The 15499-nt window shown below is 67.3% G+C and carries 13 protein-coding genes and 1 tRNA gene; 7 read left to right on the top strand and 7 right to left on the bottom strand.

Going from position 1 to position 15499, the window contains the following annotated elements:
- The 6 genes from VHB92_RS16255 to VHB92_RS16230 form a co-directional block, all read left to right on the top strand.
- On the top strand, positions 1-806 hold an 806-nt coding region (locus tag VHB92_RS16255; RefSeq protein WP_325454812.1), incomplete at its 5' end, for a sensor histidine kinase.
- Positions 803-1957, top strand: a complete 1155-nt coding sequence (locus VHB92_RS16250; protein ID WP_325454811.1) for a hypothetical protein — start codon at positions 803-805, stop codon at positions 1955-1957. The genes VHB92_RS16255 and VHB92_RS16250, both read left to right, overlap by 4 nt.
- Positions 1944-2597: a response regulator gene (locus tag VHB92_RS16245; protein ID WP_325454810.1), complete on the top strand. Its 654-nt coding sequence runs from the start codon at positions 1944-1946 to the stop codon at positions 2595-2597. Before VHB92_RS16250 ends, VHB92_RS16245 begins: the two co-directional genes overlap by 14 nt.
- Before the next feature lie 140 nt (positions 2598-2737).
- Positions 2738-3418, top strand: coding sequence for a thymidine kinase (locus tag VHB92_RS16240; protein WP_325454809.1), 681 nt, complete (start codon positions 2738-2740; stop codon positions 3416-3418).
- Between the two features lie 62 nt (positions 3419-3480).
- Complete coding sequence (locus VHB92_RS16235; protein WP_325454808.1) at positions 3481-3882, top strand: RidA family protein; 402 nt, start codon at positions 3481-3483, stop codon at positions 3880-3882.
- Positions 3883-3939: 57 nt separating this feature from the next.
- The gene (locus VHB92_RS16230) at positions 3940-4953 is read left to right on the top strand and encodes an LLM class flavin-dependent oxidoreductase (RefSeq protein WP_414653127.1); all 1014 of its coding nucleotides are present in this window, start codon (positions 3940-3942) and stop codon (positions 4951-4953) included.
- Positions 4954-5007: 54 nt separating this feature from the next.
- On the opposite strand, the gene VHB92_RS16225 is transcribed toward VHB92_RS16230, so the two are convergent.
- Both VHB92_RS16225 and VHB92_RS16220 read right to left on the bottom strand, forming a co-directional pair.
- Positions 5008-5148: a hypothetical protein gene (locus VHB92_RS16225; RefSeq protein WP_325454807.1), complete on the bottom strand. Its 141-nt coding sequence runs from the start codon at positions 5146-5148 to the stop codon at positions 5008-5010.
- On the bottom strand, positions 5132-5638 hold the full coding sequence (locus VHB92_RS16220) for a TylF/MycF/NovP-related O-methyltransferase (protein ID WP_325454806.1): 507 nt from the start codon (positions 5636-5638) through the stop codon (positions 5132-5134). Before VHB92_RS16220 ends, VHB92_RS16225 begins: the two co-directional genes overlap by 17 nt.
- Between VHB92_RS16220 and VHB92_RS16215 the strand changes: the two genes are divergently transcribed.
- Positions 5622-5894, top strand: a complete 273-nt coding sequence (locus VHB92_RS16215; protein WP_325454805.1) for a hypothetical protein — start codon at positions 5622-5624, stop codon at positions 5892-5894. The genes VHB92_RS16220 and VHB92_RS16215 overlap by 17 nt on opposite strands.
- A gap of 155 nt (positions 5895-6049) precedes the next feature.
- Here the strand turns inward: VHB92_RS16215 and VHB92_RS16210 are convergent.
- The 5 genes from VHB92_RS16210 to VHB92_RS16190 all read right to left on the bottom strand — a co-directional run bounded on the left by VHB92_RS16210 (position 6050) and on the right by VHB92_RS16190 (position 15424).
- Positions 6050-6123: transfer RNA gene (locus tag VHB92_RS16210), tRNA-Pro, on the bottom strand.
- A 128-nt stretch (positions 6124-6251) separates the two neighbouring features.
- On the bottom strand, positions 6252-8612 hold the full coding sequence (locus tag VHB92_RS16205) for a transglycosylase domain-containing protein (protein ID WP_325454804.1): 2361 nt from the start codon (positions 8610-8612) through the stop codon (positions 6252-6254).
- 368 nt (positions 8613-8980) lie between these two features.
- Entirely contained in the window at positions 8981-11428 is a 2448-nt protein-coding gene (locus VHB92_RS16200; RefSeq protein WP_325454803.1) for a transglycosylase domain-containing protein, read from the bottom strand.
- Positions 11429-11744: 316 nt separating this feature from the next.
- Positions 11745-12752 (bottom strand): metallophosphoesterase, encoded by a 1008-nt coding sequence (locus VHB92_RS16195; protein WP_325454802.1) that lies wholly within the window; start codon positions 12750-12752, stop codon positions 11745-11747.
- A complete protein-coding gene (locus VHB92_RS16190) occupies positions 12749-15424 on the bottom strand; it encodes a transglycosylase domain-containing protein (protein WP_325454801.1) in 2676 nt (891 codons plus the stop codon). Before VHB92_RS16190 ends, VHB92_RS16195 begins: the two co-directional genes overlap by 4 nt.
- Positions 15425-15499: the final 75 nt, after the last annotated feature.

Raw genomic sequence — 15499 nt, 5'->3', positions numbered from 1 at the left:
CGATCGCCTACGCCATCGGCGACCTGGCCGTCTTCGCCGCAGCCGCCGTGGCGGGCAGGGAGTTCCGGTTCGACGCCATCTCGCTCGGCGCATACGTGCTGTTCATGACGTTGCTGCTGTTCTCCAGCCTGACGCAGGGGGTGTACCGCAGCGCCCACGCCTCGATCATGCGGATGCTCCGCCAGCAGCACGCCGACGAGTTGCGCCGGGCCCTCGCGGGCGAGTTGCGAGCCGAGCTGCACGACACCACGCTCAGCGAACTCGCCGCGATCGCCACCGCGGTGCCGGGACCCGTGCCCGAGCGGTTCCGGGAACGATTGCAGGCGGACATCCTGCACTGGACGGAGGATGCGCAGCGCGCGGACGCGCAGAGCTCGGCGGAGGAGGGCGGCTGGGGCGCCACCGAGCTCGCGCAGGCGATCGAACAGGCACGCGACGCGGGACTCGTGGTCGAGGTCTCGGGTGATCCGGCCCCCTACACGTTCCTGCACAACGACGCCCGGCGCGCGATCGGACTGGCCGCCAGGCAATGCCTCGTCAACGTGCTCAAGCACTCCGGGCAGTCGTCGGCCGAGGTCATGCTGTCGGCCTCGGGGGGCGCGGTCTCGCTCGTCGTGGTCGATCCCGGCCGGGGCTTCGACGTCGGGACCCTGAAAGCGGAGGGCAACGACCGCATGGGCCTGCTCCACTCTGTGATCGAGCGGGTGGAACGCGTGGGAGGATCCGTCTCGGTGTTCTCGCGTCCGGGAGCGGGAACGTCCGTGCTCATGGTGGTACCCGCTGCAACGGAAGCCGGCGCCGCATGAGCGAAGCGACGTTCGACCGCCCGCCGAACCGGCTGGATCCGATCGGAGCGACCGCAGCCTGGGCGATGACGCCCCTCACGTCCGGGGCCGCCGTCGCCTACGCGGTGGTGCAAAGCATCCTCCACCGGGATCAGGTGGTGTCGCCCGTGCTCGCGGTCGTCGCGCTTCTCCTGCTCGTCGCGGCCGGCGTCGAGCTGTCGGTGGCGGCGCACCCCAGCGTCGGCCGTCTCGACCGAGGCGGCGCCGTGCTGGTCGTGGGCACCGCGGTCGCGGCGGCCGTGGTGTCCTCCCTGTCGATGTGGGGCAGGAATCGCATGGTGCAGGACGACTGGGGTCAGATCGCCGTCGCGCTCATCGTCTTCGGGCTCGTCTGGCTGCGGCCGCCGTGGGAGATCATCCTCTTCGGCCTGGCCGGTGGCCTCGTCGTCGGCACACTCGCCGGCGAGCAGCCCGCACTGCGCATCTCCACCACGCCGTACGTGTACGGGGTGGTCGCCGCGACTCCGGTGCTGGTGCTCGCGGCCGTCGCCGCCACGAGCGGTTTCGTCGTCATCCGGTTCAGCGCGGACTGGACGGCGTCATCCGAGCGGGGGATGCGAGCCCTGGAGCCGGAGTTCCGTCTGCTGGAACAGGATGCGCTGCGTCGCGCCCAGCTCGAGGAGCTGCGCAGGGCGACCCTGCCGCTGCTGGCATCCATCGCCGAACGCGGCGTGATCGCCCCCGACGACGTCGCGACGGCGGCAGCCGTCGCCGCTCACCTGCGGGGGCAGGCGCTGGCGGAACTGCGCACCACGTGGGTGGACAGATTGCTCGCCGATGCGCACCTTCAGCCCGATGACGTGTACGACCCGGAGAGGCTGCTGCCACTCCTGCGCGCTCCCGAACGAGCGGCTTTCAGCGCGTGCCTGCTCGAGCTGCTCAGACGCGGCGCGATCGACGCCGCTGACGTGCGTCTCGTCCTGCTGCCGGAACCCGGGGTAGATGCCGGGCGGGCTCGGCTCGAGCTGTCCGCCGGCATCACTGCCGACTGGGGGCTCGCGCGCCGCACAGCACGCCCGTTCGTCAGCGTGCTGCGCTCGTTCAGCCCTGACGCCACGATCACGAGGAAGGGATCCATCATGACGATGAGGTTCGGCTTTGCCACCGCGTGAGTCGGGAGCCCGCGTGCGCGTGGGCATCCTGGACGACCACGAACTGCTGCTCGACAGTCTCTCGAACTGGATCCGCGAGCATGAGCCGCTCTTCGACCTCGCCGTCGCTGCGCCCACCTGGGTGGAGCTGGTGCATTCGCCGGCGTTTCCCACCGACCTCGTGCTCATGGACCTCAACCTCGCCGAGAAGGTGTCGATCGAGGCCCGGGTGCGAACGTGTCGCGCTGCCGGCGCATCCGTCATCGTGCTCACCGCCCTCGACACGCCGGAGGAGCGTGAGCGCTGCCTGGGAGCCGGTGCTCTCGCCTTCCTGTCGAAAGCGCAGCCGGTGCGCGAGGTCATGGCGACCGCGAAGGCCGTGATGGGGCTCGCGGATGCCGACACCGCCGAGCCCCACCAGGTCACGTCGAGCTCGCGCCCGGTCGCCAAGCCCAAGCTGAGCGACGGGGAGAAGAGGGCGCTGGTGCTCTACGTGGAGGGGAGCTCGACCTCGCAGGTCGCCGAGCAGATGAACGTGCAGTTCGAGACGGCGAAGACGTACCTGCGGAGGGTGCGCGAGAAGTACACGCGGGCGGGACGGCCGACGAGCACGAGGTCGGACCTGATCCGCAGAGCGGCCGAGGACGGGTACCTGACCTGATCGTCGCGGCGACCGAGGACGGATATCCGACCTGATCGTCGTCGCGGCGCAGGACGGGTACCTGACCTGATCGGTGCCGTCGTCGACTGCGCCCGTGCCGCATCGCTGCCCTCGCCGATGACGGGCTCTACGATGACGGGGTGGCGAAACTGTACTTCCGGTTCGGGGCGATGAACAGCGGCAAGAGCACGGCGCTTCTGCAGGCTGCCTACAACTACGAAGAGCGCGGTCATCGGGTGCTGCTGGCGAAGCCCGCGATCGACACCAAGGGTGACGCGGGCATCGTGTCGCGCCTCGGGGTCGAACGAAACGCGGACTTCACCATCGACCCGGATGCCGACCTCTACCACCGCTTCCAGGTGCTGCGCGAACGCACGATGTCGCGCTTCGGTCGTGACGTGAGCTGCCTCCTCGTGGATGAGGCGCAGTTCCTCAGCGAGGCGCAGGTCGACGACCTGCTGCGCATCGCGATCCTCGAAGACATTCCGGTTCTGGCATATGGCATCCGCACGGATTTCCAGACCGTCGCATTCCCGGGCAGCAGACGGTTGCTCGAGGTGGCGCACAGCCTCGAGGAGCTGAAGACCATCTGCCGCTGCGGGCGCAAGGCCATCTTCAACGCCCGCACGATCAACGGTGTCTTCGTCTTCGACGGCGACCAGGTCGCGATCGAGGACGGCGACGACGTCGTCTACGAATCGCTGTGCGGAGCGTGCTACCTGCAGGAGAGCGGCGGCGTGCTCAACAACGGACGGCGTCGTTGGCCGCTCACCTCGGAGGCCGTCGCGTACGCGTCCGAGCCCGACGCCGACTTCACGTAGATGCGCGTTCTCTTCGTCTCGCTGGCGAACCGAATGTCGGACGTGCGCGCCACGCTGTGACCATGCCCATCGAATTCCTGCAACCGGCCGGACTCGTCAACTCGCCGGCATTCAGCCATGTCGCTGTCGTGCCCCCTGGTGCGATGACCGTGTATCTGGGGGGTCAGAACGGAGTGGACGAGACCGGAAAGGTCGTCTCCGATGACGTCGCGGCCCAGTCGGTGCGTGCGCTCGAGAACGCGATCGTGGCGTTGAACGCGGCCGGCGCGACCCTCGACGACGTGATCCAGTGGACCATCCTCTTCGACGAGCACGCAGACCTGAGAGCGGCCTACGGCGCCATCGCGTCCAGGCTCGGACGCCAGGGCTCTCCGCCACTCGTCACGGCCGCGCGTGTCGCCGGTCTCGGTGTTCCCGGCGCTCTCTTGGAGATCAGCGCCGTCGCTGCCGTCGTGACGGAATGAAGCGCGGCGGAATGACCGGCCTGGGAATCCTGATGAGTGCAGGCGGTTGAACTGAAGGTGACCGAACTGCGCAAGGTGCCGCTGAACGTGCTCGATCTCGCGTCGCGAGAGGCGGGAGCGACGAATGCGGATGCGGTCGCGGGCAGCATCCGTCTGGCGCAGGCCGCGGAGTCGCTCGGCTTCCACCGCTTCTGGGTCGCCGAGCACCATGGGATGCCTGCCGTCGCCTCGAGTGCGCCCGCCGTGCTGATCGCCGGCATCGCGGCCCGCACCGAACGCATCCGAGTGGGCAGCGGGGGAGTGATGCTTCCGAACCACGCTCCGCTCGTGGTGGCCGAGCAGTTCGGAACGCTGCGTTCGCTGTACGGCGACCGCATCGATCTCGGCATCGGACGTGCTCCAGGCACCGACCAGGTGACGGCGGCTGCGCTGCGGCGAAGCGCGGATGCCCTCGGTGCCGAGGACTTTCCGCAGCAGCTCCTCGACCTGATCGGCTTCTTCACCGGCGGTTTCGGACCGAACGACCCGCTGGCAGGCATCCGTGCCGTGCCGGGGCTCGGCGACCAGCCGGAGATCTGGCTGCTCGGCTCCAGCGGATACAGCGCTCAGGTCGCTGCGGCGCTCGGGCTGCCCTTCGCCTTCGCGCACCACTTCGCGGGCGAGCACACCGAGGAGGCCCTGAAGCTGTACCGCGAGCGGTTCCAGCCCAGTGAGACGCTGCAGGAGCCGCACGCCATGATCGCTGTGACGGTGCTGGCGAACGAGGACCCGGAGGAGGTGCACAGGCAGTCGCTGCCCGCCGCCATCTCCTTCCTGCAGATGCGCAGGGGGCAGAAGCCGGAACCGGTCTCGGTGGCCGAGGCGTCGGCCTACGAGTTCAGCCAGCTGGAACTCGACTTCATCGCCGCGCGCAATGCGCGACAGGCGTACGGAACGCCCGAGGTCGTGCGTGACCGCCTCGCGTCGTTGCTGTCCTCGACCGGGGCTGACGAGCTCATGATCGCCTCGGGTGCTGCGGAACCCGACGCCCGTGTGCACTCGCTCGAGCTCGTCGCGGACCTCTTCGCCTGAGTCCACGGGAGAGACACGATGCCGAAGCGGCGGACATCCGTCGCGAAACGGCGCTCATGACACGTTGCCCGGCTTGACGGCGATCCTGCCGCCGCCCATGCGCTGCAAAAGGAGCTTCTCGCCCGTGCGGTCCAGCCACTCGTCGACGGCCTTCCTGGCGCCCTGCCAATGCGCGTAGTCATCCAGCAGCAGCACCGCCCGGCACGAGCCGGTCGTACATGTGCTCGAGTTCGTGCGCCGTTGAGCTGTACCAGTCGGTGTCCAGGCGCAGGAGCGCGATCTTCTCGGGCAGGATGCCCGGAACGGTCTGCTCCACCGGTCCCTTGACGAAATGCAGCCGCTCCTCCGGATACGGCACGTCGGCGAAGCCGGCCTTCACCTCCTCGAGCGACGCGTACGCCCAGATCGCACTGTCGCGCTTGTGGTCCGCCGAGTGCTCCAGCCACTGCGAGGGATGCGCCCCGTCCCACCGGAGATCCTGCTCGGTGGGTTCGGTCATCCCCTCGAAGGTGTCGTAGAGATAGAGCTCTCGACCGAGGTCACCGCAAGCGGCAAGGGTGCGCGCGACCGCGTGCATGCTTCCCCCGCGCCAGACGCCGCACTCGACGACGTCGCCCGGGATCTGGTATCTCACAACGTAGCGCGTCGCCGTGATCAAAGCGTGCAGCTTGTCGACGCTGGTCATGGTGAACGGCGCGACGGCACGGATGATCGTCGCCAGCTCGTCGTCGAAGTCGCTCGGAATCTTCGGCGGCGGCACGGCCTTCGGCCCTGTCCGGTCCGGCGACGCCGACGATGGCCGGGGCGCGTTCCTACCGGATGATCGACGTGGCACCCTGCGCAGCTGGAAGCCGGTGATCCGGCCGATGGCCTCGTTGATGCGATGCAGTCCCGACACCATGCCAGCCAAGCACGGCCCGTCGATGCCGACCACCCTGTGACGAAACACGCCGACGCTTGGTCAGCCCTCGGCCGCCGCCCGCCGCCCTGCGTGCCTCGCCACAGGCGAACGGCCAGAGCGGCCCAAGTGCTGAGGGCCCGTCGGACGATAAGGAAAGAGGGACCGAGCGCGTGCCGCGGTCCCTCTTCTGCTGGGTCGGGGTGGCGGGATTCGAACCCACGGCCTCTTCGTCCCGAACGAAGCGCGCTACCAAGCTGCGCCACACCCCGGTGGCCCGAAGGCCTCCATAAGAATACACGGTGGCCGAGGGGCGGACGACCAGGAACGACTCGCTCAGACATCGCTCCGTGCCCGCCGGGGAGCGCGGCGCGGCTCAGGGGTTCGTACCGCCCCCGGCTCAGGGGTTCGTGCCGCCGCCGGGCGCGCCTCCGGTGTCTCCGCCGCCTCCTGGCCCGTCGCCAGGGCCGCCACCGGGTCCTGCTGGGCCGCCCTGGCCTCCGCCCGTGTCTCCAGCGCCGTCGGACTGCGTCGGCGGATTGGGCCCGTTGCCCGGATTGCCGCCGTTGCCCCCACCTCTGTTGCCGGGATTGGTCGGTGCGGGACTGTTGGTCGATGGACCCTTGGACCCGCCGCTGCCGTAGATCAGCTTGTTGTCCGGAGCCGGGAACGGCGAGCCGCCATACACGCCGTCGAGCGCCGCCTGGATCTGCTTCACCACCGAGAACTTCACGTTGTTGCCCTGGATGCCTTTGAAATACACGTAGTGCATGTCCGTAGCGCCCGAGATGAGCCCGATCCAGGTGGCCTGCGCCACCTTCGACGTCGAGGTGACGAGCCAGTTCTCGTGGGCGTAGTCGGTGGTACCGGTCTTGCCCATGATGGGCACGCCGTCGTGCGGGTTGGCGCCCGTCGCGGTGCCTGCGGTCAGCACATGCTCGAGCGCCCACGCGACCGTGGCGGCGACGTTCGCGGGGATCGCCTGTGTGCAGGTGGTCTTGGGAACCGCGATGTCCTTGCCGTTGGCATCCACGGCCCTGTCGATCGCGATCGGGGTGCACATCTTGCCGCCGTTCGCGATGCCGGCGTAGGCCTGCGCCATCGTCAGCGGCGAGATGTAGTTGGTTCCGAGGACCATCGGCGGGTTGATCACCCACGGGTTGCCACCCTCATCCGCCGGCGCTGGGTTCGCGGTGTGCACGCCGAGAGCCTGCGCTGCGTTCGAGATGCTGCACAGGTTCAGCTTGGTGGCCATCATGGCGAACGCCGTGTTCACGGATGCCTCGGTGGCCTGGAGCACCGACATGTACCCGCCCTCGGATGACTCGTCGTTCGCCACATTCCAGACCACGTTGCCGAAGCCGTCACCGCACGTCGCGAACTGCGACTCGGGGAACGAGTGGACGTTCGCGTTCACCGACTCGTACAGCGTGTGGCCTGCTTCCAGCCACGCGGTGAGGTCGAAGGCCTTGAACGAGGAGCCGGTCTGGAAGCCGCTCGAGCCGCCGTACGCGTAGTCGGTCGTGTAGTTCACCGACGTCGTGCCGGGCGGAGCGCTGCTCGTGTCGTTGAACTGCTTGTTCTCCACCATCGTCACAACACGCCCGGTGCCGACCTCCATCGAGACGTTGGCGCCGCCCAGGTCGAGGTTGCCGTACGTGGGAGGGATGTAGTTGCTCAGCGCCGCCTGGGCCGTGTTCTGCAGGTCGAGATTCAAGGTGGTGTACACCTTGAGCCCGCCCTGCTGGAACTGCGCCTGCCGCTGCTCGGCCGTCTTGCCGAAGGCTGGATCCTGCAGCATGATGCGCCGCACGTAGTCGCAGAAGAAGCCGGCGTCGAACTGCACAGCGCTGGTGCATCCGGACTCCTTCGGCGTGATGTGCGGCTCGATCTTCGTCGCCGTGGCCTGCTGGTATTGGTCCTTCGTGATCTTGTGGTTGACGTACATGCGCTTGAGCACGTAGTTGCGGCGCTCGAGCGTGGCAGGGAAGCCCTTCGCGGCGACGTTCGTCGACGAGCTCGACTGATCGTCGATGCGCAGATAGTTCGGGTTGTTCAGAATGGCGATAAGCGTGGCCGCCTGCGGAAGCGTGAGCGACTTCGCATCCGTGCCGAAGTAGTACTCGGCTGCCGCCTGAATGCCGTACACGCGTCCGCCGAACCCCACGATGTTGAGGTAGCTGAGCAGAATCTGATCCTTGCTGTAGCGCTTGTCCAACCCGATCGCGTACCGGATCTCCTGCACCTTGCGCTGCACGGTAACGCCCGTCGCATCCGTGTAGCAGGCCTCGAACTTCGCCTGCTGCTTCTTCTGCACGGCGGGGTCGGCATCCGGGTCGACGGCGTCATTCTGCTCGCAGCGCTGCACGAGGATGTTCTTCACATACTGCTGCGTGATGGATGACCCGCCCTGCACGTCCTTGCCCGTCGCCGTGGACAACGCGCCACGCACCGTGCCGACGAAGTCGATTCCGCCCTCGGTGTAGAAGCGCGGATCCTCGGTCGCCACGGCCGCGTCCTTCACGGATTGCGCGATGCCGTCCCACGGCACGTCCTCGCGGTTCTGCGCATAGAACGTGGCGATGGGCACGGGTTTGCCGCCCTGGGTCCCGTAGAAGGTGGTGGTCTGGTCCAGAGCCTGCGGGGCGAGGTAGTCGGGCAGCCCGTCGAACATCCCTGTGCCGTCGCTCACGGCCAGCGAGGCGACGGCCACTGCAGGCGTCACCGCACTGACGACGAGGATGCCGGCCACCGCGCTCATGGCGATGAACCCTCCGAGAGCCCCCCAGGCTTGCAAGCGTGGATGCGTCACCCTTTCGAGGCTACGCTCGGCTCGCCGTCATTTCCCGGGTTGACATGGCGGATGTCGGCGACCGCCTCTCTCCGCCCCGGTCGCCCCTGTCGAGACCAGCGCTCCGTGCCGTTGGTTGAGCCTGTCGAGACCAGGTCGTCGTCCCGCTGGTTGAGCCTGTCGAAACCAGCTCTCTGTACCGCTGGTTGAGCCTGTCGAAACCAGCTCACCCACCGGTCGGTTTCGACAAGCTCAACCGGCGGTACCGGTTTCGACAGGCTCAACCGGCGGTACAGGTCTCGGCGGTACCGGTTTCGATAGGCTCAACGGCGGTCGCACTACCCGCCCGTCGACGGCGGGTTGGTGCCGCCGCCCTGGCCGGTTCCGGTACCTTGCCCCGTCCCGGCGCCGGGACCGCCCGATCCCGAGCCCTGGCCGCCATCGCTCGCACCTGTGCCTCCGCCGCCGTTCGTCGGGGCGCCGTTGCCGTTGCCGGGCGTCGAGGGACCCCCACCGCCGTTGGCGCCACCGTTGCCCGCTCCGCCGTTGCCGTTGTCACTGCTGTTTCCGGCACCGGACTGCGTGCTCGAACCCTTGCTCGACCCGTACAGGAGCGAGTTAGGAGGCGACGTGAACTCGGAACCGCCGTAGTTGGCATCCAGAGCGGCAAGAATCTGCCGGTCCGCGTAGAACTTTGCGTACGCGAGCTCGGTGCCGTTGTAGTCGTAGTCGCGCAGGTCGTGCGAGCCTGAGATCTGGCCGACCCAGATGGCGTTGGCGACCTTGGAGCTCGAGGTGACGAGCCAGTTCTGCTGGTAGCTGTCGGTCGTTCCCGTCTTCGCCAGAGTCGGTGTGCCGTCGTGCGGGTTGGCCGAGGTGGCCGTGCCCGCGGTGAGCACGTGCTCGAGCGTCCATGCCAGCGCGGCCGCGACCGTGGAGGGGATCGCTTGCGTGCACGTGGACTTCGGCACCGCTACACTCGCGCCGCTCGTGGTCACGATCTTGTCGATCGCGACATTGCTGCAGAACTTGCCGTTGTTCGCGATGCCCGCGTAGGCCGTGGCCATGGTGAGCGGCGCGATGTAGTTCGTTCCGATCACCATCGACGGCACGATCTGGAACGGGTTGGTCGTGGGAGAAGCCGAGTGCACGCCGAGGGCCTTCGCGACGTTCGCGATGCTGCACAGGTCGGTCTGCGTCGCCATCTGCATGAAGGCCGTGTTGACGGACTCCTCGGTGGCCTGCAGCACCGACATGGTGCCGCCCTCCGACGACGAGTCGTTGCTGACCGGATAGGAACCGCCGCTCAGCCTTCCGCCTTGGCACGACGCGGTGAAGTCGCTGAACGGGAACGGATACCCCGAATAGTGCGCGTTCACGCTCTCGTACGCCGTGTGGCCCGCCTCGAACCACGCCGCGAGGTCGAATGCCTTGAACGAGGAGCCGGTCTGGAAGCCGTTGGACCCGCCATAGGCGTTGTCGGTGTTGTAGTTGATCGCGGTCGATCCTGCGCCGCCGGAGCCCGTGTCATCGAACGACTTGTTCTCCACCATGGTGACGATGCGGCCGGTGCCCACCTCGACGGAGACGTTCGCGCCGCCGACGTCCACCTGCGCGTCGGATGACGGCACGTACGCGCTGAGCGCGTGCTGCGCCGTGTTCTGCAGGTCGAGGTTCAGGGTGGTGTAGACGTTCATTCCGCCGCGCTGGAATCGCAGCTGCCGCTCGTCGGCGGTCTTGCCGAACGCGGGATCCTGCAGCATGACGTGTTTCACGTAGTCGCAGAAGAAGCCGGCGTCGTACGCGACAGCGGACTGGCATCCTGAGGGCGTCGGCGTGATCTTCGGCGTGATGGGCGTGGCGACCGCCTGCTTGTACTGGGCCTTCGTGATCGACTTGTGCACGAGCATCCGCTGCAGCACGTAGTCACGGCGCGCCTTCGTGGCCGCGAAGCCGTTCTTCGAGTTGTTGTCGGTCGCCGAGTCGTCGGGCTTGATCGATCCGTCGTCGATGCGCAGGTAGTTCGGGTTGTTCAGGATGGCGACGAGGGTCGCGGACTGGGGGAGCGAGAGGTGTTTCGCATCGACGCCGAAGTAGTACTTCGCCGCAGCCTGCACACCGTAGATCTGACCGCCGAACCCGACGATGTTGAGATACGAGCGCAGGATGTCGGTCTTGCTGTACCGCTTGTCGAGGCCTATGGCGTACCTGATCTCCTGCAGCTTGCGTGACACCGTGACGCCCGCGGCGTCTTCGTAGCACTGCTCGAACTTCGCCCGCTGCTTCTTCTGCTCCGCCGCCGACGCGCTGGGATCCACCTGGTCGTTCTCGTCGCAGCGCTGCACGAGGATGTTCTTCACGTACTGCTGCGTGATCGACGAACCGCCCTGCACGTCACCGCCCGTCGAGGTCGCGATGGCCCCGCGGATGGTTCCGTAGACGTCGATGCCGCCCTCCGAGTAGAAGCGCGGATCCTCGGTGTCGACGGCGGCGTCCTTGACGGTCTGCGCGATCTGGGCGGATGAGACATCCTGCCGATTCTGCGCGTAGAAGGTGGCGATCGGCACCTTCTGTCCGCCCTTGGAGGCGTAGAAGGTGGTCGTCTGATCCAGTGGCTGCAAGGCCAGGTAATCGGGGAGCCCGTCGAACGTGTTCGTCGCGTCGCTCACCGCGAGCGAGGTGACCGCCGCCGCGGGAGTCACCGCCGCCACGACGAGGACACCTGCCACAGCACTCATGCCGACGAAGGCCGCGAGCGCTCCCCAGAATGTGCCAGTGGTCTTCACCCGAGCACCGTACGCGGCCACTCTGACCCGTCGATCAGCGTGGACTATGTCGTTTCTCAGAGAACGCGGTGGTGCATCAGCGAGCCGCGATTCAGGTGACGTTCGCTCCGAGGAGGAGGCTCGTCCACAACCTGGACGTCAGGGGACGTTCGCCCCGCGGCGGCCCGCGGGCGGCCCGGACGTCAGGGGACGTTTGCTCCGTGGCGGCTCGTGGGAGCCGGAGGCCAGCGGACGTTTGCTCGGCGGTGGAGGCTAGACGGCGACCGAACGGTCAGCGGACGTTTGCTCCGGTGGCGGCGCGTCGGCGACGCGGCGGTCAGCGGACGTTCGGTCCGTCGAAGGGCGTGTCGTGCGGGACGAGAGTGACGAGGGATGCTTCCGGCCTGCAGGCGAAGCGCACGGGAGAGTAGATCGACGTGCCGAGACCGGCCGAGACGTTCAGGTACGCGACACGGAGTGCGTGCGTCCAGGTGCTGAGGCCCTTCGCCTGGCGGCGCGGGAGGTCGCAATTGGTCACGAGCGCGCCGAAGCCGGGCACGCAGACCTGACCGCCGTGGGTGTGTCCCGCGAAGATCATGCTCGCTCCGTTGGTGACGAAGGAGTCGAGGATGCGCCGGTACGGCGCGTGCGCGACGCCGATCGCGACAGTGGCCCCCGGGCGGCCGTCGCGACCGCCGTCGCGCCAGCCGCCATCGGTCTCCTCGGATGCCCTGAGCTCGTCGAGCTCGCCCGTCACCGTGTCCAGCCGATCGAAATTGCGGTGCGGGTCGTCCACCCCGAACAGCTCGAGTCGCGTCCCGTTCAGCGTGAGCGCACCCGCGCGGTTGTTCAGGTCCAGCCAGCCCAGCTCGTTCGCGAAGTATCCGGTGAGCTCACCGGTGTCCAGGTTGGACGGCTTCGCGTGCAGGGTGGAAGGGCCGCTGAAGTACCGCATTGGGTTCTTCGGGATCGGCCCGTAGTAGTCGTTCGACCCGTTCACGAACACGCCCGGGACACCCTTGAACGCGTCGAGCGCGTACTTCACGCCGTCGAAGCCGCGCTCGTGCCCGAGGTTGTCGCCCGTGTCGACGATCAGATCGGGCGCGTAGGACGCGAGTGAACGGATCCACTCCTGCTTGTCGCGTTGCCAGGGCGCCATGTGCAGGTCGCTGAGATGCAGCACCCGGACCGGTTTCGAGCCGGAGGGCAGCACAGGAGCGCTCACCTGCCGCAGCGCATACCACCTGCGCTCGATGAGCGTGCCCCAGATCAGAGCACCCATGGATGCCGCGCCGGCGACGAGTGCAACCGTTCCGATCGCACTCGCGCCCCGGCGTACTGTCATCCGTTGGCTCCGTTTCCTCCGTTGCCGCCGCCTCCGTTGTTCTTCGCGGTCTTGATCGTGACCGTCGAGCCGGTGGCGGCAGGGGTATTCGCAGCCGGATCGGTAGAGACGACCGTGCCGGTCGGATCGCTTCCGCTTGCCCAAGCCACGTTGAATCCGGCGTCGCTCAAAACCTTGGCAGCATCTTGGCCTGACTTGCCGGTGACGTCGGGTACCGCCTTCTGATTCCCCTTCGACGTGTACACCGTGACCACCGCACCGATGCCGACACTGCTGCCGGCAGGCGGGTTGGTGCTCGCGACGACGCCCGCTGGCAGCGCCGAGTCGACAGGGCCGCCGTCCTGGTACGCGAAGCCCAGGCCCTCGAGCGTGGACTGCGCGTCTGCGGGCGACTTGCCCGTCAGGTCGGGCACCGTCACCTGCTTGGCCTGCAGAACGCTTCCGGTCGCCTGCGGGAACGGGTCACCGCCGTACAGCTTGTTGAGTGCTGCGATCACCGGCTTGGCGACGTGGAGCTTGGCGTTGCGTCCGTTGTCGCCGTTCAGGCTGAAGTTGCCGAAGTTGACCCAGTTTCCGTTGGTCTGCTTCGTCTGACCGACCCAGGAGACCGTCGCCGTCTTGGTCGTGGACGAGACGAACCAGTTCTGCGCGGCGGAGTCGGTCGTACCCGTCTTGCCCAGGATCGGAACACCGTCGTGCGGGTTCGCGATGGTTCCCGTGCCGCTCGAGACGACGCCCTGGAGGGCCTTGATCGCGCCGGCGGCCACGTTCGGATCCACGCCCTGCGTGCACTTCGTCGGCGTGACCGGGAGGTCCTTGCCGTCTGCGCCCACGATCTTGTCGATGCCGACAGGCGTGCACCACTTTCCGCCGTTCGCGACTCCCGCATACGCGGTGACGAGAGTCAGCGGCGAGAGGTTGTTCGTGCCGAGGATCGCAGCAGGGTTGCCGAGCAGCGGGTTGGGAACCTGCACCTCGTTGCCGGCGGCGTCGGTGGTCCACACCTTGTCGCTGGCGGGGTGGATGCCCATGTTGACGGCGCTCTGACGGATGCCGCAGAGGTCGAGCTTGGTGCCCATGATCGCGAACGCCGTGTTCACCGACTCCGCTGTGGCGCTCGAGACGCTCATCGTGCCGCCTTCACCCGGGCCGTCGTTCTCGACCGTCCAGGATGCGACCGGCGAGGTGTCCGAGCACGTCGTGTGCCACTTGCTCGCGGGGAACGTGGTGCGGGCGGAGGGCGCCGTTATCCGGTCGTTGATGGAATGGCCCTCCTTGAGCCACTCCAGCAGCGTGAAGAGCTTGTAGGTGGATCCAGTCTGGAAGCCGCCTGAGCCGCCTTCGTTGAAGTCGGTGTTGTAGTTGATGCTCGTGGAGTTCGGGTCGCCGTTGTCCACAGCGGTGTAGCTCGTGTTCTGCACCATCGAGATGACGCGACCGGTGCCGACCTCGACCGAGAGGTTCGAGCCGCCGATGGCGACGCCAGGACGCGAGCCGGGCACATAGCTGCTCAGCGACTGCTGCGCGACGTTCTGGATGTCCAGGTTGAGCGGCGTGTAGATCTTCAGACCGCCGGCGCGCAGCAGCGCGTCGCGAGCGGCCGCGGTCTTGCCGAGCCCGGTGTCCTCGGAGATCAGGTCCCGAACCCAGGAGCAGTAGTAGGCCGCGTTGTACTGCGCGGCGGTCTCGCATCCGTTGGGCTGCGGCGTGATCTTGGGCTCGATCTTGGTCTTCACCGCATCGTCGTACTGCTTCTGCGTGATCTTGTGGGCTTTCAGCATGCTGCGCAGCACGTAGTCGCGACGCTCAAGCGTGCGCTTGAACCCGTTCTCGGCGTTGTTGCCCGGGTTCGTCGCCTTATCCTGATCGATGCGGAGATTCGCCGGGTTGTTCACGATCGCGACCAGCGTCGCCGCCTGCGGGAGCGTGAGGGTCTTCGCGGTGGCACCGAAGTAGTAGCGGGCCGCCGACTCGACTCCGTACACGGATCCGCCGAATCCTGCGATGTTGAGGTACCCCTTGAGGATGTCGTTCTTCGAGTACTTCTTCTCGAGCCCGATGGCCTGCTTCATCTCCTCGACCTTGCGGGAGATCGTCGGGTCTGTCGCGGCGTTGTAGCAGTCCTCGTACTTCTTGTCCTGAGCGGCCTGACGCTTCTTCTGCTCAGCCTCGGTGGGACCGGAGACGATCTTGTTCAGCGCCTCGCACTGCTGCACCTTGACGTTCTTCACGTACTGCTGGGTGATGGATGATCCGCCCGACGTGGACTTGTGCAGGAGTCCCGTCAGCACGATGGCACGCGTCGTGCCCTCGAGGTCGATGCCGCCGTGCTGGTAGAAGCGCGGGTCTTCGGTGGCGATCGTCGCATCCTTCATCACCTGTGCGATGTCGTCCCAGCCCACCTCGACGCGGTTCTGCTGGTAGAAGGTGGCGATCGGAACGGGCTGTCCGCCCTGGTTCGCGTAGATGGTCGAGACCTGGGGAAGGGCGCCGATCTCGAGGTATTCGGGGAGGCCGTCGAACGCGCCGATGCCGTCACTGGCGGCCATGCCGGTGACCGCGATCGCAGGAGTCACCGCTGCTGTCACAAGAAGGCCGGCGACGACGCTCATTCCGACGAACGCCCCCAGTGCGCCGAGCGCACCTCTAGCCGTGGGTTTTTGGGCAGACATGCGCCACAGGCTATCGGCAGAACCTGGCAAACCGCTCGTTCGGCGGCCGCCGCGGGAAAGCGGGCCTTGGCGGTC

The sequence above is a fragment of the Humibacter sp. genome (genome assembly GCF_035547335.1).
Classification (GTDB): domain Bacteria; phylum Actinomycetota; class Actinomycetes; order Actinomycetales; family Microbacteriaceae; genus Humibacter.
Note: the sequence above shows the minus strand (reverse complement) of the source record. Positions and strands in the feature narration are given on the sequence as shown.